The organism is Rhodanobacter ginsenosidimutans (assembly GCF_042655685.1).
Lineage (GTDB): Bacteria > Pseudomonadota > Gammaproteobacteria > Xanthomonadales > Rhodanobacteraceae > Rhodanobacter > Rhodanobacter ginsenosidimutans.
This window is the reverse complement of record NZ_JBHSMM010000006.1, coordinates 120179-140491: the sequence shown is the minus strand read 5'-3', so window position 1 is coordinate 140491 and position 20313 is coordinate 120179. Positions and strand designations below refer to the sequence as shown.

Here is a 20313-nt window from a genome sequence, read left to right as displayed (position 1 = left end):
CGAACGGAGCCTCCGTTTCCCGCAGGAGACGGAGGTTGTTTCGAATCCCACCCCGACCTTTACCGACGAGTTGCCCATGCGCCTGTTGCCACGTCTTTTCCTGATTTCCGGATGGCTGATTTCCGTCGCGGCGTTCGCCAACCCCGCCACGCCGCCCAGCGCCGGCACGCACGACCTTCGCGTGATGACCTTCAACGTGCGTTACAGCGAGGCGGATGACGGCATCAACGCGTGGCCCAAGCGTCGCGACCTGATGGTGCAGGTGATCCGCCGGGAGCACCCCGACATTCTGGGGACGCAGGAGCTGCTGTTGCCACAAGCCGACTACCTGCAGAAGCACCTGCCCGGTTACACCTGGTTCGGCAGGGGCCGCAACGGCAACGAGATCGACCAGAACGACAACGAACACATGGGTGTCTTCTACGACAAGGCACGCCTGAAAGTGCTCGAGTCCGGCAATTTCTGGTTGTCCGACACGCCAGACAAACCGGGCAGCATCGGCGCGGGCCAGGTGATGCCGCGCATGGTGACCTGGGCGCAATTCCAGGACCTGCGCAGCGGCAAGCGGTTCTATTACTACGACACCCACTTTCCCTACCAGGACGGCGCAGCGGCCGAGGCGGTGCGTGAGCGATGCGCACAGCAGATCCTGCAACGCCTGGCCCGCTTGCCCGCGTCGGCACCGTTCATCCTGACCGGTGATTTCAACACCACGCCCGATAGCGCAACCCATGCCGCCCTGACCAGGGAGCTGCGCGATGCACGCACATCGGCGCCGCAGCGCGAGGGCCCGGACGCCACCTTCCACGACTTCACCGGCAATGCGACCAAGCGCATCGACTGGATTCTCTATCGCGGCATGACCGCCGGCCATGTGCGCACGATCACCACGCACCAGGGCAAGGTCTATCCCTCCGACCACTTCCCGGTGGTCGCCGATTTCAGCTGGTGACGAATCGCGCAGAGGGCGGCCGGTACCCATGCTTTTTGAATCGAGGAATGATGGAATGACAGGCAACACGAACATACGTCGCGCGATCGCTTCAATGGCCATGACCGTAGCGATGGGGCTGGCCCCGATGGCGATGGCCGCGCCGGCACAAACCGCCGTCTGGAACGGCAAGCCCGCGCCCCTGGCTACGCCATGGACAGCCGAGGTGTCGCCGCACAACGCCTTGCCCGACTATCCACGACCGCAGTTGGCGCGGCCGTCGCTGGAGCATCCCCGATGGATGAGCCTCAACGGGTTGTGGCAGTACGCGGCAAGCGACACGCAAGGCGCGCCACCGTTTGGCCGCACGCTGAAGGACAAGGTGTTGGTGCCGTATCCGGTCGAGTCGGTGCTCTCGGGCGTGCAGAAGCATGCGGATTTCATGTTCTATCGCCGACTGGTTGAGATACCCGCGGACTTCACCGCACATGGCCAGCATGTGCGGCTGAACTTCGGCGCGGTCGCCCAGGACGCCACGATCTATGTCAATGGCAGGAAGGTGGCGAATCATCTGGACGGCTATACGTCCTTCGGCGCGGACATCACCTCGGCGCTTCGGCCCAAGGGTCCGCAGGAAATCATCGTCGCCGTGCACGCGCCGGTGGACGGCGCCAACGTGATGGTGGGCAAGCAGCGGCTGAAACCCGAAGGCATCTTCTACACCGCGGCCTCGGGCATCTGGCAGTCGGTATGGCTGGAGCCGGTGCCGGCCACCAGTCTGGCGCAACTGACCTTCACCCCGGCACGCAGCCTCGACGCCTTCACGGTGACGCCGAAACTGCAGGGCAGCGACGGAAACGCCACCTTGCATGTCACCGCCTACGCGGACGGCAAGGCGGTCGGCGAGGCGAGCGGGCCGGCCGATGAACCGCTGCATCTGGCCATCGCGCATCCACACCTGTGGAGTCCGCAGGACCCCTTCCTCTACACCTTCAAGGCCAGCCTGGTGCAGGGCGATCAGCATGACGATGTCACCAGCTATGCCGGGCTGCGCAGCATCGGTATCGAGAAAGTGGGCGGACTCAACCGCATCGTGCTCAACGGCAAGCCGACCTTCCTGCTGGCCACGCTGGACCAGGGCTACTGGCCCGACGGCATCTATACCGCGCCCACCGACGCGGCACTGAAGTTCGACATCCAGAAGACGAAGGACCTGGGCTTCAACACCATCCGCAAGCACATCAAGGTGGAGCCGGCGCGCTGGTACTACTGGGCCGACCGCATCGGCCTGATGGTGTGGCAGGACATGCCGTCGGTGCCCACCGGTCGCAACGACAAGCTCAGCGATGCCGACAAGGCCGGTTTCCGCCGCGACGTCACCGCCATCGTGGAACAGCTCAAGGGCGAAACCTCGATCATCGGCTGGGTTGCGTTCAACGAAGGCTGGGGCCAGTGGAGCATCCCGGCCGCCGCCGAGCTGGCGACGCAGATCAAGCAACTGGATCCCTCGCGTCTGGTCAACGCGCGCAGCGGCGCCAACTGCTGCGACACCAAGGGCGACCCGCATGCCGGTGACGTCATCGACGTGCACGACTACCAGGGCCCCGGGCTGCCGCGCCCGGACGCCACGCGCGCCTCCATGGATGGCGAACACGGCGGCCTGACGCTGGGCATTCCCGGCCATGTGTGGCCCAACACCGCCATCAATCCCTACGGCGCGGTGAAGGATCGCGCCGCGTTGAACGACGGCTACGTCGCCAATACCGCGGTGTTGCGCGACAAGGGGCCGGGCATCGGCCTGTCGGGCAGCGTCTATACGCAGATCACCGATGTCGAGGGCGAGCACAACGGCCTGTTTACCTACGACCGCAAGGTGGAGAAGGTGGACGAGGGCAGGGTGCGCGCGATCAACGAAGCGACGATCCGCGCCAATGGACAGCCCTGAGCATTCGGGCCGCGGCGGCATTGCCGTTCCAGCTCGCTGATCGAGCACGGCCTGCCCGATCGCGCCACGGTGCCGCCACTTGATACCCCGGCGCTCCGCACGCCGGTGGTGTCGTGTTGACTTCAAGAAATCGGTTGGGTAACGTTACCAAAGCTCGCACGGCAATTCGAATCCGTGAGCTCTTTCGTTGCATTCGCTGCCGTGGCGTGACCGGGCGGGGAATGCACCTGGTGGCCGCTTCACGCAGCACATAAGAAGTCGAAAGATCTGGGGAGGATCCGAATGCTGAGCAGAAAGTCCGGCAATGTGCGTCGTCGCATGGCTCGCGCCATCATCGTGGCCGTGTTGAGCCTTGCGGCGCTACCTCTCGCCGCCGCGACTTACGGGCCCTGGAATGCCGAAGTGCTGCAGGGCGGTATCGGGCTGGACGCGCCCATGCCGAAACAGGCTTCCGTACTCGGCGCCGGCGCAGATTGGAGCGCTTATGCCTGGGTGTATCCAGGCCACGCGTCGCCGGCGAAACAGCTGCTGGCCGGCTTCGGTGACCCTGCTGGCGCCGCGCGCTATTTCCTGATCGATCAGGGTCGGCTGGGTTTCTGGTGGGGGAGCCAGTCGACGGTGTCGTCGCGGGCGACCTTGAGTGCGGGGCACTGGCATTTCATTGCGGCCGTCTCCCATGGCGATGGTTTCTCGTTGTACCTGGACGGCAAACGGGTGGCGTCCGCGGCGGCTCCGCAGGTCGCGGTTGCCGCGAAGATGGCCATCGCGCCCGTCGCACCGTGGCCCGGTGCGGATCATTTCGGCGGCAAGGTGGCTGGTTTCACCGTGCAGGATGGTGCCCTCGACAGCCGCCAGCTGGCGACCATGGCGAAGCGGCCGCCCGATCCGCAACTGACCCGGTATGCCGATGCTTCGCCGCACTGGCCGGTGCAGGTCAGGCAGATGGCCGGGCAGGTCGAGCCGCAGCCGCCGGCAACCTTGCCGGTGAGTCGCGCGCCATTTTCCGCGCCTTCCGAAAAAGCACTGGGCGACCGCATGGCCTTGAGGCCTGACGGTGCGCAGCAGTGGGAGCTGGGGCGATGGCAGCTCGCTTCCGCCACGGAACTCGATGGCGCCAAAGGCGCCGCCATTTCGTTGCCGGGTTATGCGACCGGCAAGCCGTGGGTGAAGGCGACGGTGCCGGGCACCGTGCTGACCACCCTGATCGACCGCGGCGTCTATCCCGACCCCGCGTATGGGCTCAACAACATGGCGATCCCCGAGTCGCTGCATCAGCACGACTGGTGGTATCGCACCACATTCGCCTTGCCGGCCGGGCTCGCCGGCCAGCCGTTGCGGCTGACGTTCGACGGCATCAACTACGCCGCCGAGGTGTGGGTCAACGGGCAGCGCGCGGGACAGGTCGTGGGCGCCTTCATTCGCGGCCAGTTCGATGTCACCGATCTGCTGAAGCCCGGTCAGGACAACGCGATCGCGGTGCGGGTGTCGCCGCCGCCGAATCCCGGCGTGGCGCACGAGCAGTCGATCAGCGCCGGCGCCGGCCCCAACGGTGGCATGGAGGCGCTGGACGGCCCCACCTTCATCGCCAACGAGGGCTGGGACTGGATACCCGCCATCCGCGATCGCGACACCGGCCTGTGGCAGAAGGTGGTGCTGAGCGCGGCCGGTCCGGTGCGGATAGGCGACACCCACGTCGTTACCCGCCTGCCGGATGCGGATCATCACCAGGCGGAAATCGACGTCGACGTGCCGCTGGAAAATGCGGGCGCCACACCCGTCGAGGGCCAGCTGCACATCGCCTTCGGTGACGTCGCCGTGGACACCACGGTAACCGTGCCGCCTGGTGGCACGACGGTAAAACTGCGACCCGCCGGATTCCCTGCATTGCAGGTGCAACACCCGCACCTGTGGTGGCCGAACGGCTACGGCGAGCCGTACCTGTACGACATGAAGGTCAGTTTTGCCACGGACGGAAAGACCTCCGACCAATCGCAGTTCCAGTTCGGCATCCGCCAGATCAGCTACGAGCTTTCGCTGTTCGATCAGCAAGGCAGCTTGCGCCGCGTGCTGGTCACGCCGGACATGACGAGTGCGCCCGGCGAACGCCTGGTCGACGTCACCCACAAGGGCATCCGCGAGACACCGGACGCTTGGGCTTACTCCCTGTTGCCGGCGGCGGAACACTCGCCGGCGGTGACCGAGCTGACCGACAAGCGGCTGGCGCCTTATCTGATCCTGCGCGTCAACGGCGTGCGCATCGCCGTGAAGGGTGGCAGCTGGGGCACCGACGATTTCCTCAAGCGCATCTCGCGCGAACGGCTGGAGCCGTATTTCAAGCTGCAACGCGACGCCCACATCAACGTGGTGCGCAACTGGGTGGGGCAGAGCACCGAGCCGGTGTTCTACGAGCTGGCCGACAAATACGGCCTGCTCGTGTTCAACGATTTCTGGCAGTCCACCCAGGATTACAACCTGGAGCCGCAGGACGATGCACTGTTCCTGCGCAACGCCGCCGACACCATCAAGCGCTACCGCAACCACCCCAGCGTGGCGCTGTGGTTTGGTCGCAACGAGGGCGTGCCGCAGCCGCTGCTGAACCAGCGGCTGGACAAGTTGATCGCGGAGCTCGACGGCACCCGGCTGTACATGCCCAGCTCAAACCGCATCAATCTGTGGAACAGCGGCCCGTACAGCTACCAGCCGCCGGCGGCTTACTTCACCACGCTGGCCAAGGGTTTTGCGGTCGAGGTGGGTACGCCTTCATTCCCCACGCTGGAAGCCTTCGAATCGATGATGCCCAAGGCCGACCAGTGGCCGATCAGCGACAGCTGGGCGTACCACGACTGGCATCAATCCGGTAACGGCGACGTCGGCAGTTTCATGGCCGCCATGCGCACCGAGTTCGGCGAGGCCACCAGTTTGGCGGACTTCGAGCGCAAGGCGCAGCTGATGAACTACGTCAGCTATCGCGCGATCTTCGAAGGCCTGAACGCGGGCCTGTGGACGCAGAACAGCGGCCGGCTGTTGTGGATGAGCCATCCGGCGTGGCCCAGCACCACCTGGCAGATATACAGCAGCGACTACGACACCCAGGCGTCCTACTACGGCGTCAAGGAAGCGTCCGAACCGGTGCACGTGCAGATGAATTTGCCCGATCACCGCATCGTGGTGGTCAACAATACCGCCGCACCGTTGCATGGCCTGACCGTCTCCGCGCACGTCTTTGCGCCCGATGGCAGCACCCATCGCGAACTGGCCACCGGCACCGTCACGCTGGATGCCCCGGCCGTCGCGGTCACGCCGGTGACGATGGCAACGGCCGACATCGGCCGCTTGTCGAGCGGGCACGGCCTGGTGTTCGTGCAACTGCAACTGCATGACGCCGGCGGCAAGCTGGTGTCGCGCAATTTCTACTGGGTGGCGCACGAGCCGGCCGACCTGCAAAAGCTTGGTGATCTGCCCGAGGTGGATCTGGACGTCCAGACGCAACGCGACGCGGGCGGCATCCGCGTGGCGGTTCACAACCCGTCGCCGCATGCGGCGCTCAGCACCAAGTTGACCCTGGTCGATGCGCACGGCCAGCGCGTACTGCCGGCTTACTACAGCGGCAACTATCTCAACCTCGCGCCCGGCGAGACCCGTGAGGTCACCATAACCGGCGATGACCCGCCCGCGCTGGATGGTGCGGCCAGGGTGGAAGTGCGCGGATGGAACGTGCACGAGCAGTCGGTACCACTGCCAGCACGAAAGCCCATCGTCCCGGCACCACACGCGCCGCAAGCCAGCGGCCCATGAGCCATGCATGCCGTCGCCCGACCGGGCGGCGGCGCGTGAAGGCGCGAGCGATCTTTCGCTGCGCCGATGGGGAAATCAGCACTCGATTAGGTAGCGTTACCACAATAACAAGGCCAGACAACAGGATGCGGCTCAAACCGCGGAGGAGAGAGAAATGACCCGTTTCAATTACCGCAATTTCCCGATGAAACCCCTGGTAGCGGCGGTTGCCGCCAGCCTTTCCCTTGGATGCTCGGCAGCGGTGTGGGCGACACCCGCCGACGGCGTTGCCGCATCCACGCCAGCGCAGCAAACCACGCCGGCCACCACGCCGGATCAGAACGCCGATACCACGGGCAACGCCAGCGACCAACGCCGCACCACACGACTGCAGGCCGTGGTGGTGAGCGCCGGCATCCGCGCCTCGGAGCAGCGCTCGGTGGAACTGAAGCGCAACGCCACGTCGATCCAGGACAGCATCTCCGCGGTGGACATCGGCAAGCTGCCCGACGTGACGATCGCCGACTCGCTGCAACGCATCACCGGCGTGCAGATCAACCGTTCCGGCGGCGAAGGCAGCTCGGTCAACGTGCGTGGCCTGCCGCAGGTGGGCACCACCTTGAACGGCGAATCGTTCCTCACCGCCGGCTCCATCGTGTCGGTGCAACCCAACTTCACCGACATTCCCTCGCAGCTGTTTTCCGGTGCCGACGTGATCAAGTCGCCCACCGCCAGCCTGTTGAGCAGCGGCATCACCGGCACGATCAATCTGCGCACGCGCCGACCGTGGGATCTGGAATCGGGCTGGACGGTCGCCGGTGCCGCCGACGGTTCGCATGGCTCCAAGGTGGACAAGTGGAACCCGGAGGCCAACGGCCTGATCGGCTTCAACGACGAAGGCAAGTGGGGCGTGCTGGTTTCAGCCGCCTACTCCGATGACACGCTGGAAAATTCCACCGACGGCATGGACCAGTACGGCGGCAAGTTCTACGGCGAGAACGCGGCCAGCGCCACCGACGGCAGCGGTTTCCTCGGGGGCTTCAACACCGCGCCGATTCCCTCGGCCATCCATCAGCTGGGTGGCGGCAATGTCGACGTCAATGGCAACGGCAATGCCGGCGATGCGTTCTACGGCAGCCAGAATTTCACCGCCATCGACCGCCAGCTCGAGCGCAAGCGCCTCGGCATCAACGCGTCGGCGCAAGCCGATCTGGGCGCGGGTTTCACCCTCACCAGCGATGCGTTCTTCACCCGCCAGAAGCAGTTCAACCGGCAGACCGGCTACCAGCTCAACTCGGCCAGCTGGATGGGCGGCACCTTCGTGCCCGTGGTATCGCGCGACACCGGCAAAACGATCCAGGGTGCGTACAACGGCGATGAGGGCTGGAACCAGCAGCTGTACACCACGCAGGTGTACCAGAAGTGGCTGGGCGACCTGGAGACCTACTCCGAGAACGACGTCACCAACACCATCTCGCGCAACTTCAACCTGCAGCTGGATTACGACAACGGCGGCAATTTCACCGGCAGCGTCCGCGGCATCACGGCCAACGCGCATGAATCGCTGATGCAGAGCTATGTGCAGTTCGCCGATGCCGACGGCACGGCGTGGCCCAACGATCCGGTCGATGCGGCGCCGCCGGGCACCTTCATCTACCCGGGTGGCAACCGCGTGTTCAACCCGAACGGCTTCGCGCCCAACGTGGTGCCGGTCACCGTCGACATGCGTGGCGACCATCTCGCGATCACGCTGCCGCAGGCACTGCAGACTTATCTGTCCGATCCGAACAACTACGCGTTGAAGACGGTGTCCAGCGAAGGCAACCATGAGCGCGAAAGCAACATGAACATCATGCGCGCCGATGGTCACTATCGCTTCAACGACTCCGGCTTCAAGCTCGACTTCGGCATCCGCAGCAGCATCCGTTCGGCATCGAACATCAACTTCAACATGGTCGCGCCGGTGTATGCGGGCAACGGTGCCAGCGACCCGAATGGTTGCCTGGTGCGCTGGAAGGCCGCCGACGTGGTGCTGAATGGCGGCGGCATCGACGGCGCCTGCACCGCGGGCAACGCGCAGGGCTTCTACCGCGCCGGCGTCATTTCCGCGCAGAACCCCAGCCAACTGCCCGGGATCATCGGCAACAACATGCGTCACGACAACGGCCTGGCCGGCGTCAGCGGCGTGAGCATCTACAACCTCGACCCCAAGGCGATGGACAACCCGCTCGCGTTCCAGGAAGCCCTGTACCCGGGTGAGCAGCGCAACGTCGATCCGGGCGGCACCTGGGCCGTGCGCCTGAAGGAGCGCACCGCTTATCTGCAGGCCGATTTCGACAGCGACGGCGAAGTGCCGATCAGCGGCAACCTGGGCCTGCGCATGGTGCGCACCACGCTGGATGTCACCCAGCATGCGGTGGGCGACGCCGCGCCGTACGGCCTGCTGGCCGCGGACAACGGCACCATCCGCAGCTCGCGCACGTATACCGACTACCTGCCGGCATTGAACCTGGCGTTCGACTTCACGCCGGAACTCAAGCTGCGCCTGGCGTACTCGAAAAACATGATGCCGTTGAACCTCGACCAGTGGGGCGGTGGCCTGACCCTCAACTACGGCATCGACACCTCCACGCCCGGTTCCACGCTGTTCCGCGTGCTGGGCGGCAACTCCTCCGGCAACCCCGACCTCGACCCGTGGCGCTCGTCGAACTACGACGCCTCGCTCGAGTACTACATGAGCCCGTCGACCATGGTCAGCGTGGCCGCGTTCTACATCGACGTGGACAGCTTCATCAACAACGGCAGCGTGCAGAACTGTGCCTTGCCCGACCAGGATGGCGTGGTGCGCAACCACTGCGTATCGATCAACGGGCCGGTGCAGGGCGGTGGCAACTGGCTGCACGGCTTCGAGTTCGGCCTGAAGCAGGACTTCAAGTTCCTGCCCGGCATCTGGTCGAACTTCGGCCTCGGCGCCAACTTCACCTTCTCGCCCAGCAACACGGGCACCGACCTGGCCGGCAACGACATCCCGTTCCAGGACAACTCCAAGAAGCAGGCCAACCTGGTCGTCTGGTATCAGGATGACAAGTTCGAGGCACGCGTGGCGGGCAACTACCGCTCCAAGCGCGCCGTGTCGCAGAACTTCGGCGGTATCCAGGGCATGGAGGAGTACCAGGCGCCCACGTTCTACGTCGATGCCTCGGTCAGCTACAAGGTGACGCCGAACGTGGAGGTCTACGCGCAAGGCTCCAACCTCACCAACGAGCATGAGCGCTACTACCTGGTGTGGCCTGATCAGGTGGCCAACACGACGCAGTTCGAGCGTCGCGTGATGCTGGGTGTTCGCTCCCACTTCTGAGCGAAATGAGCGCGTGGTGCGCCGGGCAGTTGCCGCAAGCGACTTCCCGGCGTGGCCATGCTGAAGGGACGCGGCAGTGCACATTCGCCGCGTTCTCATCGTTCCGAACTGTTCGAAGTGGCGTATTACACTCGGCCGACACTGGCCGCAGGTTCGACTGACCCGAACGGCGAGCGGCGAGGTCGGTGGCAATCCGAAAGCCGACCATCACTAACCCACGGTGAGGCTGCCATGTCGTCAACCAGAATCTTCATCCACCGCCATGGGCGCCGGATCGCCATCGCCCTGCTGACCCTGTCCGGCATGTGCGCCGCGCATGCCGCGAATGCGGGCACCGACGCCTGGTCGTCAGTCGATCCACGCATCGGCACCGGCGGCGACGGCCACACGTTTCCCGGCGCCACGGTGCCGTTCGGCATGATCCAGCTAAGCCCGGACACGGCGATGCCGGATTTCAAGCATGCGTACAGATGGGCCGCCGGTTACCAGTACGGCGACAGCAGCATCATGGGTTTTTCGCATACGCATTTTTCCGGTTCCGGCCATTCGGATCTGGGCGACGTGTTGCTGATGCCGATCGCCGGTGAGGTGCGGTTGGAGCCGGGCGACCCGGCCAAACCGGGCAGCGGCTATCGCTCGCGCTTCTCGCACGACAGCGAGGTGGCGCAGGCCGGTTATTACGCGGTGACGCTGAGCGATTACGGCGTGCGCGCCGAGCTTACCGCCGGGCGCCGCGTCGGCTGGCATCGGTATACCTTCCCGGCGGGCAAGCCGGCCCACGTGCTGCTGGACCTGCGCCCGAGCATCTACGACTACGACGGCAAGGTGCTATGGGCCAGCCTGCGCGTGTACGACGACGGCACGGTCACCGGCTGCCGCACCACGCGCGGCTGGGCACCCGGTAGGGAACTGTGCTTTGCGATGCGTTTCTCGCAGCCGATGACCTCGCGCCGCTTGCTCAACCGCGAAACCGATGTCGTCTACAAGGGTTTCAAGGGACCGGGCAACCAGCCCGTGGACAGCGATGCACAGAACGGCCGCGCGCTGGTCGGCGTGTTCGATTTCGGCGCGTTGAAGAAGCCGCTGGAGGTGAAGGTGGCGATCTCGCCGGTGAGCGAGGCCAACGCGGTCGCCAATCTGGACAAGGATGGCGCCGGTTGGGATTTCGACGCCCGCCGCGCGGAGGCGAAAGCCGCCTGGGCCAAGGCATTGGCGGTGGTCGACATCGATGCGCCGAAGACCGCCAGAACGCAGTTCTACACCGCGCTGTACCACGCGATGCTGTCGCCGACGCTGAGCATGGACGTCAATGGCGATTACCGCGGACCGGATCACGCGGTGCACCGCGCCAGGGATTTCGAGTTCTATTCCACCTGGTCGCTGTGGGACGTATATCGCGCGCAGCAGCCGTTGATGGTGCTGCTGCATCCCGCGCGCAGCACCGATTTCATCCGCTCGTTGATCGCTGCGCGCGAGGCCAGCCCGTTCGGCATCCTGCCGGTGTGGGCGTACCAGGGGCTGGAGACGTGGTGCATGATCGGTTACCACGCGGTGCCGGTGATCGCCGACGCCTACATCAAGGGCGTGCGTGGCTTCGATGCGGCCAGGGCGTTGGACGCGATGGTGGCCAGCGCCAGCTACGGCCCCTACGGCGACCTGGCCGATTACATGAAGCTGGGCTACGTACCGATCGACAAGGAGCCCGAAGGCGCCTCGAAGACGCTGGAATACGCCTACGACGACTGGTCGCTGGCGCAGATGGCGAAAGTCATGGGCAAGACCGACGTCGCCGCCACGTTCGAAAAGCGCGCAGGCAACTGGAAGAACGCGTGGGACCCGAAGACCGGCTTCATGCGCGCCCGGCTCGCCGACGGCACGTTCCGCGAGCCGTTCGATCCCACCGCGGCGGGCTACGGCAGCGATTTCACCGAAGGCAACGCCTGGCAATACTCGTGGTACGTGCCGCAGGACGTGGCCGGCCTGATCCGTGCGATGGGCGGTGATGAAAAATTCGTGGCGAAGCTCGATGCCCTGTTCGACGCCAAGGTCGACCCCGCGCACTTCAAGCACGTGGAGGACATCACCGGCCTGATCGGCTGGTACGCCCACGGCAACGAGCCCAGCCACCACATCGCCTATCTCTACGATTACGCCGGCGCGCCGTGGAAGACGCAGGCGCGGCTGAAGCAGATCATGGCCAGCCAGTACGCGGCGCGGCCCGATGGCCTCAGCGGCAACGACGACCTGGGCCAGATGTCGGCCTGGTACGTGTTCACCGCGCTGGGCTTTTATCCGGTGACGCCGGGTAGCGATGAATACGCGATTGGCCGTCCCTTCGTGGCGCGTGCCAGCCTGCATGTGGGCAACGGCCGCACGTTCACGGTCAGCGCCTCGCCGCTGGATGATGCCCATCCTTACGTCGGTGCGGTGACGCTCAACGGCAAACCGCTGGCGCGCACGTTCCTGCGTCACGCCGAGATTGTTGCCGGCGGCGAGTTGCATTTCACCATGCAGGCACAGCCCGACAAACGTTGGGGCACCGCTATTTCGGCGCGGCCCGCGTCGATGAGCGCTTACCAACCGTAACCCGCGGCGGCGCGAGCTACGAGGCGGGCGGCGGCGTCTTGCGCGGACGCCGTGGTCCGGGCGCGGATTGCCGGCCCTGGGCCGCGTCGATGGCGTCGATCCATCCCGCGCGCGCCGTGGGGAAGGCGTCGGCGTAGGGCACGTAAGGTTTGATGTCGAGGATCGGCGTGCCGTCGAGCAGATCCATGCCGCGCACGCGCAGCCGCGTTTCTTCCACCGCTACCAATTCCACGGCCGATAGCCCGATCGCGTTGGGCCGGTGCGGTGAACGGGTGGCCAGCACGCTGCGCTTGCCACCGCCGCGCGGTGGCTTCACTTCGGCCTTCCAGCCCTCGCTGCGATGGAAGGCAAACACCAGCCAGATGCGCTCGAACCCGGCCAGGTCGCGAAACGCGGCCGTCGGAAAACCCTCGACGAATTCGATCACCGCCTCGGCCGCCACCGCCGTGGCCGTACCCGCCACCACGGTGGACTGGTGGGGTGCGTCGATGCGCTGTGTATACGGTGACCGCGCATGGGCGATGGCGTGGCAGGGCAGGGAGTAGGGCGTGTCGTGCATGGTCGAAGCGGGTACGGGGGAGCGCCATTATTCCATTGTTGGCCGGGGCTCCGGTTCGTGGCTGGCTGCATCACGAGCCGGGTGAACCCGTTTTCACCCGGGTGGCCGTGTCGAGACGCGAAACACCGGCACGGGTTGACGCACCGGTCACGCTCCGTAAGGCCACGATGTGGCATGGTGAGTTGGGCAGTTTCCAAGGATCCGTGCATGACCGACGCTCCCCAACCTGCGGCAGAAGACGATCGCGCGGAGCGGCTTGTGGCCTTGTCGGCACTGGATACCGAGGCCGATCCGCTGTTCGACGCGCTGGCCCGCAGCACCGCCATTGCGACTGGTGCACCGATCGCGCTGATCACCCTGATCGACAATGAGCGCCAGTGGTTCAAGGCCAACATCGGTTTCGCCGGCACGCGCGGGACGCCGCGTGACGTGGCGTTCTGTGCGCAGACCATCCTCGGTTCCGAGCTCATGGAAGTCACCGACGCCAGCAGTGATCCGCGTTGGGCCGAGAACCCGCTGGTGACGGGGTATCCGGGTATCCGTTTTTATGCGGGGATGCCATTGACGCTGCACGATGGTGTTCGTGTCGGTGCGCTGTGCATTCTTGATCGCACACCGCGCAAGTTGGATGACGGGCAGCGTCGGATACTGGCAGCGCTGGCCGCGGCGGTGACCGAGGCGCTGGAGTTGCGCATGCGGACGCTGCAGCAGCAGGCCGCGCAACAACGCCAACGCGAGGACGCCGTTTCGCGCCTGGAGGCGGCGAAAGCGGCGGCCGCACTGGTCGCCCGCGCCGACAAGCTGATGGGGTCGGGGCGGTGGTCGCTTGATCTGGACACGAAACAGATCCATTGGTCCGATGAAACCTGCGCCGTCCACGACATGCCGCCGGGCCATCGCCCGACCTTGATCGAGGCGTTCAACTATTACACGCCAGAAGCCCGGCCAAAGATCGAATTGGCCGTAAAGGCGGCCATGATCGGGTCGCATGGAAGCTGGGACATGGAGTTGCCCATGCTTACCGCCAAGGGCCGCAAGATATGGGTGCGTACCATCGGTTTTGCGCAGATGCAGCCGGCACCGGCGCGGCTGGTGGGCGTGGTCCAGGACATTTCCATCCGTCGGCGTGTCGTGGCGGCGCTGGAAGCCAGCGACCGCCGCTTCCGCAAGCTGTTCGAGTTCAGCCTGGGCCTGATCTGCACGCACGACTACGAAGGCGTGCTGCTGTCGGTGAACCCCGCCGCGGCGGCGTCGCTGGGCTATTCCGTGGGCGAACTGCTGGGGCGGCCGTTGACCGATTTCATCCCCGTCGAAAGGCATGCCGCCTTCCACAGCTACCTGTTGCAGTTGATGACCAAGGATCGCCACGCAGGCATGCTGGAACTGGTTGCCAAGGACGGCGGCCGACGCGTGTGGCAATACCAGAGCGTGCTGGACGACCAGAGCGACGAGCCCTATGCGCTGGGGCATGCACTGGACATCACCGAGCGCTACCAGCAGGAGTTGCGGCTGTGGGACGAGGCCACCCGCGACCCGCTCACCAAGTGCTTCAACCGCCGTCACCTGGACAACCTGTCCGCTGCGTTCGCGTCCGAGGCGTGGGGCTGCATCACCATCGACCTGGATCACTTCAAGCAGGTCAATGACCAGTACGGGCATCAGCGCGGCGACGAGGTGCTGGTGGCGATGGCCCGGTTCCTGTTTCGCCATGCCCGGCGCGACGACCCGGTGGTACGGCTGGGCGGCGATGAATTCCTGCTGTTGCTGCGCGGCGCGGATGACGAGGCAACCGCGCGGGTGGCACGCGAGCTCGAAGCGGACCGTGCCTCCGCACCGATCGGATTCACCCTGGGCGCGGCCAGTTTCGGCCACGGCGTGTCGCTGTCCGACGGGCTGGGCGAGGCGGATCGGCGGCTTTACCAGCGGCGCGCGATCGACCGCGCACCGCCTGCGGACGCCGCCGATCGGGTCAGCTGACTTCGCTGCCCAGGCGCAGGTTGATGCCCAGCGCGGTGGCCAGTTCGCGCATCGGCTCCGCGTCGCGGGTCAGCGTGATCCAGCCGGCGTGGCTGTCGTTGTCGGCCTCCCACGCCCACAGCGTGTAGCCATGTTCGGCAAGGCAGTCGTAGGCGGTGCCCAGCAGCGAGGCGCCATCCATGTCCTCGAAGAAGTCGTCATCGGCCGGGTCGCCGTTCCAGTCGATCGACAGGTTCCAGCGGGCGCACAACTCGTCGATCACCTGCACCAGCGCCCGCGAATCGCCGACGTCGATGTGGAAGCCGGAGCGCCAGTCGATCACGTGGGCGACCATGTGGACCGGCTCGTAGCTGTCCTCGGCCATCGACGCCACTGTCTCGCGGTAATCGTCGAACTGCTGCAGCGCGGTGTCCTCGTCGCCCGGGTTGATCAGCTGCAGCAGCTGCCACACCAGCGTTTCCACGGAGGCATCCTCGATGTCGTCGAACGCGTCGTCCGCATCGTAGTCGTCGTCGGAAACACTCATGGGGCACGTCTCGGGGGGAGGATGCCTATGGTTACGCGTGCGGGCGGGATTGGAAAGCCTGCCGCACCGCCGGTGGCGGCCTAAGCCGATCCTAACGTCGCCGTTGCACACTGCTCCTTCCCACGCCGGGACGTCCCGGCCAGGTACGCACCGGCTTTTTGCTAAAGTCCCGGCGCAGACAACGGACTGAAGAATGACAACGATTGACGACGATACGCGTGCCCGGCGCATGTTCTGGTGGTTCATGGCGGTGGCGCTGGTGGTGCTGGCCGCGGGCATCGGGCTGCGCGACCCGTGGCCGCCGGATGAGCCGCGCTTCGCGCTGGTCGCGCACCAGATGCTGACATCCGGGCAGTGGCTGTTCCCGCATCGCGGGATCGAGCTGTATTCGGACAAGCCGCCGCTGTTGATGTGGTGCGAGGCGATCACCTTCTGGCTCACCGGCGGCTGGCGCGGTGCCTTCCTGTTGCCCTCGCTGCTGGCCGGGCTGGGCAGCCTGCTGGTGGTCTATCGCACAGGGCGGCGGCTGTGGAATGCGCGCATCGGTTTGCTGGCGGCGGTGCTGCTGCTGGCGGCGATCCAGTTTGTGGATGTGATCAAGCACGCGCAGATCGACCCGCTGCTGCTGTTCTGGGTAACCATTGGCAATGCGGGCCTGCTGGTGCACTGCCTGCGCGGCCCGGACTGGCGCGCGTATTGGCTGGGCTGCTTCGCGGCGGGGCTGGGCGTGATCACCAAGGGTGTCGGCGTGCTGGTTCTGCTGATGCTGCTGCCGTATCTGTTTGCGCGGCTGCGGCACTGGCCGGGGGTGACGCAAACCCGTGGCGATGGCTGGCGCTGGGCCGCGGGTGCGCTGGCGTTCCTGCTGCCGATCGGCTTGTGGCTGGTGCCGATGCTGGTGGCGGCCTACGGCTTCAATACCCCTGAATACATCGCCTACGTGCAGGATCTGCTGTTTCGCCAGACCGCCCAGCGTTACGCCAATTCATGGGCGCATGCGGAGCCGGCGTGGTTCTTCCTCCTGGTGATGGCGCGCGACTGGTTTCCGGTTTGCCTGCTGATCCCGCTGTTGTTGCCGGCGTGGCGCGACGCGTTGCGCGGCCGCGAGGCACGCGTACTGTTGCCGTTGGCGTGGTGGTTGCTGGCCTTGCTGTTTTTCAGCATCCCCTCGGGCAAGCGCGAGATCTATCTATTGCCCGCGTTGCCGATGGTGGTGCTGGCGATGGCGCCGTTCGTGGATGGCTTGCTGGTCAAGCGCTGGTTTTCGCGGGCCGCGTTTGCGCTGGGCGTGCTGATGGGCGTGGTTTTCCTGGCCGCAGGTGCCTGGGCGTTATCGGCTCACCCGCGTGCCGCGCAGCGTATCGCCGCCGGCTACGAACTGCCCGATGGTGGCGCCGCGCTGTGGTGGTGCGCGATCGGCGTGGGCGTGCTGTTTGTGCTGGCGGCGGCGTGGTTCCGTCCCCGCCGTGGCGTGTTGGCGCTGCTGGTGGGGTTGGGCGCGGCATGGGTGGCCTGGCCGGTCAGCACGTACCCGCTGCTCAATGACAACCAGTCGGTGCGCTCGCTGATGCGCAGCGCGGATGAGCGGATCGGCCCCGACGGTGAGCTGGCGCTGGTGCAGTGGCGCGAGGAGCTGCTGCTGCAGGCGCGGCGGCCACCGGTGGAATTCGGCTTCTCGCGGCCCCCGGCGGCGCAGATGCACGATGCGCTGGCATGGCAGGCGCAGGCGCCGCAGCGGCGCTGGATCCTGGTCAACAGCGAGGCGCTCGGCCCCTGCGTGGATCCGGCGCGGGTGGTTCGGCTGGGCGTGGCCAACCGCAATGCCTGGTGGCTGTTCGACGCGGCGGCGGTGAAGCCGGGTTGTTCGATGGCGCCGCAATGAGTCGGCAGCGCCTCGCGCAACGCCGGTGGCGTTCAGGTCACGCCGGCCTGGCAACGGCGCACCAGCCGCTCGAATTTCCGGCGGTTGACGGTGGCGTTGTGGCGGCGGCTCATGGAGCGGTGCGGGATGATGTTTTTCTCGCCGAAGCCATCGATCATCATCAGCCGCGGCGCGGTGCCGTCGTTGCTGCCGTAAACCATGTTGAACGCGTGCAGGTCGGTGGCGATCACGTTGTGCCGCAGCAGTGCGGCGAGCAGGTCGTCCAGCGCCTGCCGCATCGCGTCGGTGAAGCCGTCGCGGCCCAGCCAGGTCGCCAGCGTGGGTGCCAGCGCGCCATCGGCGCCGAGGATCTTTTCCACCACCAGCCCCACGCCCAGGTCGGTGTCGGCCAGGCCGATGACCGCCGCCAGCGGGGTCGGGCCCGGGGCGGCGTGGCGCGAGGCCAGGTATTCCTTGAACTCGCGCACGTAGCCGCGATACGGGCCGGTGCGTGGCCACCGGGCCGTCGCCGCGGCGTTTTCGATCAGGTCGGCGCGGATCACCTTCACCAGTTGCCCCGGTTGTTCCGGGTGCTGGTACACCTGCCGGTGCTTGCCGGTGGCGATCGGCGTGGCCTGGCTGAGTTGAAGCATGCGTGGCATCCCTGTTCGACTAGGCGGTCATTGTGCGGCAGCGCCGCAACGATCGCATCCCGCGGCGCACTCGTAGCGCTGCGCTAAACTGCACGGCTTCACCGGAGACTTCGTATGCGACGGCTTTCCTGGCGCTTTTTTGCGGCCACCATGGTTCTGCTGACGCTCAGTCGGCTCGGTCTGTCGGTGTGGCTCTGGTCGCGGGTGCAGCCGGCGGGTGGGCTGTGGCCGATCCTGTTCGGCGGCTGGCGCATCGACCTGAGTTTCCTGGCGATGGTTTGCGCGTTTCCCATCCTGTTGTCGCCATGGCTGGGCCATCTGGCCTGGCCCACGCGCATCACCGCGTGGTGGTATCGCGTGTGGTGGCTGCTGTTCGTGCTGCTGGAAGTGTCCACGCCGCAGTTCATCCTGGAATACGACACCCGCCCGAACCGGCTCTACATCGAATACCTCAACAGCCCGCACGAGGTGTCGGCGATGTTGTGGCACGGCTACAAGGGCGTGCTGTTTTGCGGGCTGGTCGTGCTGGGGCTGCTGGGTTGGTGGGGCTTCCGCTGGCTGCGCACGCAGCCGGTCGATGCGCGCATGAAACTCTGGTGGCGGCCGGTGGTGACGGCCGTGGCGTTTGCCGTGCTGTTGCTGGTGGCGCGCGGCACGCTGGAGCATCGCCCGCTCAACGCGTCGATGGTGGCCTTCAGCGACGACAGCATGGTCAACACGCTGCCGCTGAACTCCCTCTACAACGTGGCCAACGCGATCCGCGGCATGAGCAACGAGCGCTCCGCCGCGGCCGTCTACGGCAAGATGCCCGAACCCGAGATGCAGCACATCGTGCGCGAGGCGGCGGGTTTCAGCGGCCCCATGCTCGATCCGAAGTACCCCAGCATGCACCGCCAGCAGGCCAGCGCGAAGCCGGCCAAGCCGCTGAACCTGGTGATCATCATGGAGGAGAGCCTGGGCGCGCAGTTCATCGGCACGCTGGGCGGGCAGCAGCTGTCGCCGCAGTTCGATGCGCTGTCGAAGCAGGGCTGGTTGCTGGCGCGTACCTACGCCACCGGCACGCGCTCGGTGCGCGGGCTGGAAGCGGTCAACACGGGCTTCCTGCCGACGCCAGCCGAGGCGGTGCTGAAGCTGCCACGCAGCCAGCGCGGTTTCTTCACCATCGCCGGCCTGCTGGGCGAATTCGGCTACCACTCGCGCTTCATCTACGGCGGCGAGGCGCATTTCGACAACATGAAGTCGTTCTTCCTGGGCAACGGTTTCGACGAGGTGATCGACCAGCCGAAGTTCGAGATCAAGCCCGGTTTCACGGGGTCGTGGGGCGCGTCCGACGAGGACATGTTCAACGAGCTGCATCACCGCTTGATGCAGGACGGCGACAAACCCAACTTCACCCTGGCCTTCAGCGTCTCCAACCACACGCCGTGGGAATATCCGGCCGGCCGCATCAAGGCCACGGAGCCTGCGGCCAGCGTGCAGAACACCGTGCGTTATGCCGACTGGGCGATCGGGCAGTTCTTCGAGCGGGCGAAGAAATCGCCGTACTGGGATCACACCGTGTTCCTGATCGTGGCCGACCACGACGCCCGCGTGTTCGGCGCGAGCCTGGTGCCGGTGCGGCATTTCCACATTCCCGCGCTGATCCTGGGCGCTGGCGTGCCGGTGCAGCGCGACGAGCACATCGTCAGCCAGATCGACCTGGCGCCCACGTTGCTGTCGCTGATCGGCATCAGCAGCGTGCATCCGATGCTGGGCGCCGATCTCACCCGGCGGTATCCGGACCGGGCGATCATGCAGTACGGCGACAACTACGGTTACCTGAAATACGACCAGCTGGTGGTGCTGCAGCCGCACCAGGGCGCGAAGCAATTCCACTACGACGTGGGCGCCGAAACGCTTACCCCGGTGCCGCTCGACCCGACGCTGGACAAGCTGGCGCTGGCGCACGCGTTGTGGCCGAGCTGGGCCTACTTCAACCAGCGCTACGTGTTGCCACCGACCAGCGAGCAGCATGCGGTGCCGGCCAGCGCCGGCAGCGCGGCCAAACCAGCGGTGGTGCCGATCAAGGTGAACACGCCCGATTGCTGCGTGACACGGCAGCTTTAGAAAAACAAAAACCCGGCACGATGCCGGGTTTTTGTTG

At 66.0% G+C, this 20313-nt stretch carries 11 protein-coding genes; 8 read left to right on the top strand and 3 right to left on the bottom strand.

Features of this window, described 5'->3' with window-relative positions; translation table 11 throughout:
- The first annotated feature begins 76 nt into the window (after nucleotides 1-76).
- The 5 genes from ACFPK0_RS15950 (at nucleotide 77) to ACFPK0_RS15930 (ending at nucleotide 12594) form a co-directional block, all read left to right on the top strand.
- Nucleotides 77-952, top strand: a complete 876-nt coding sequence (locus ACFPK0_RS15950; RefSeq protein WP_377342103.1) for an endonuclease/exonuclease/phosphatase family protein — start codon at nucleotides 77-79, stop codon at nucleotides 950-952.
- Between the two features lie 94 nt (nucleotides 953-1046).
- A complete protein-coding gene (locus ACFPK0_RS15945) occupies nucleotides 1047-2876 on the top strand; it encodes a glycoside hydrolase family 2 protein (protein WP_377342101.1) in 1830 nt (609 codons plus the stop codon).
- A gap of 282 nt (nucleotides 2877-3158) precedes the next feature.
- Nucleotides 3159-6671: a glycosyl hydrolase 2 galactose-binding domain-containing protein gene (locus ACFPK0_RS15940; protein ID WP_377342099.1), complete on the top strand. Its 3513-nt coding sequence runs from the start codon at nucleotides 3159-3161 to the stop codon at nucleotides 6669-6671.
- 154 nt (nucleotides 6672-6825) lie between these two features.
- Nucleotides 6826-10008: a TonB-dependent receptor gene (locus ACFPK0_RS15935; protein WP_377342097.1), complete on the top strand. Its 3183-nt coding sequence runs from the start codon at nucleotides 6826-6828 to the stop codon at nucleotides 10006-10008.
- Nucleotides 10009-10239: 231 nt separating this feature from the next.
- Nucleotides 10240-12594, top strand: coding sequence for a GH92 family glycosyl hydrolase (locus tag ACFPK0_RS15930; protein WP_377342095.1), 2355 nt, complete (start codon nucleotides 10240-10242; stop codon nucleotides 12592-12594).
- Between the two features lie 16 nt (nucleotides 12595-12610).
- Here ACFPK0_RS15930 and tsaA read toward each other — a convergent pair whose 3' ends face one another.
- Nucleotides 12611-13153 (bottom strand): tRNA (N6-threonylcarbamoyladenosine(37)-N6)-methyltransferase TrmO, encoded by a 543-nt coding sequence (gene tsaA, locus ACFPK0_RS15925; protein WP_377342093.1) that lies wholly within the window; start codon nucleotides 13151-13153, stop codon nucleotides 12611-12613.
- Nucleotides 13154-13360: 207 nt separating this feature from the next.
- Here tsaA and ACFPK0_RS15920 point away from each other — a divergent pair, with 207 nt between their 5' ends.
- Complete coding sequence (locus ACFPK0_RS15920; protein WP_377342091.1) at nucleotides 13361-15130, top strand: diguanylate cyclase; 1770 nt, start codon at nucleotides 13361-13363, stop codon at nucleotides 15128-15130.
- On the opposite strand, the gene ACFPK0_RS15915 is transcribed toward ACFPK0_RS15920, so the two are convergent.
- Complete coding sequence (locus tag ACFPK0_RS15915; protein WP_056085524.1) at nucleotides 15123-15656, bottom strand: DUF6630 family protein; 534 nt, start codon at nucleotides 15654-15656, stop codon at nucleotides 15123-15125. The two genes, ACFPK0_RS15920 and ACFPK0_RS15915, sit on opposite strands and share 8 nt — an antisense overlap.
- 193 nt (nucleotides 15657-15849) lie before the next feature.
- Between ACFPK0_RS15915 and ACFPK0_RS15910 the strand changes: the two genes are divergently transcribed.
- Nucleotides 15850-17538 (top strand): ArnT family glycosyltransferase, encoded by a 1689-nt coding sequence (locus ACFPK0_RS15910; RefSeq protein WP_377342088.1) that lies wholly within the window; start codon nucleotides 15850-15852, stop codon nucleotides 17536-17538.
- A gap of 32 nt (nucleotides 17539-17570) precedes the next feature.
- Here ACFPK0_RS15910 and ACFPK0_RS15905 read toward each other — a convergent pair whose 3' ends face one another.
- Complete coding sequence (locus tag ACFPK0_RS15905; protein WP_377342086.1) at nucleotides 17571-18170, bottom strand: YrbL family protein; 600 nt, start codon at nucleotides 18168-18170, stop codon at nucleotides 17571-17573.
- A 114-nt stretch (nucleotides 18171-18284) separates the two neighbouring features.
- On the opposite strand from ACFPK0_RS15905, the gene ACFPK0_RS15900 reads away from it, so the two are divergent.
- Nucleotides 18285-20276, top strand: a complete 1992-nt coding sequence (locus tag ACFPK0_RS15900) for an LTA synthase family protein (RefSeq protein WP_377342084.1) — start codon at nucleotides 18285-18287, stop codon at nucleotides 20274-20276.
- Nucleotides 20277-20313: the final 37 nt, after the last annotated feature.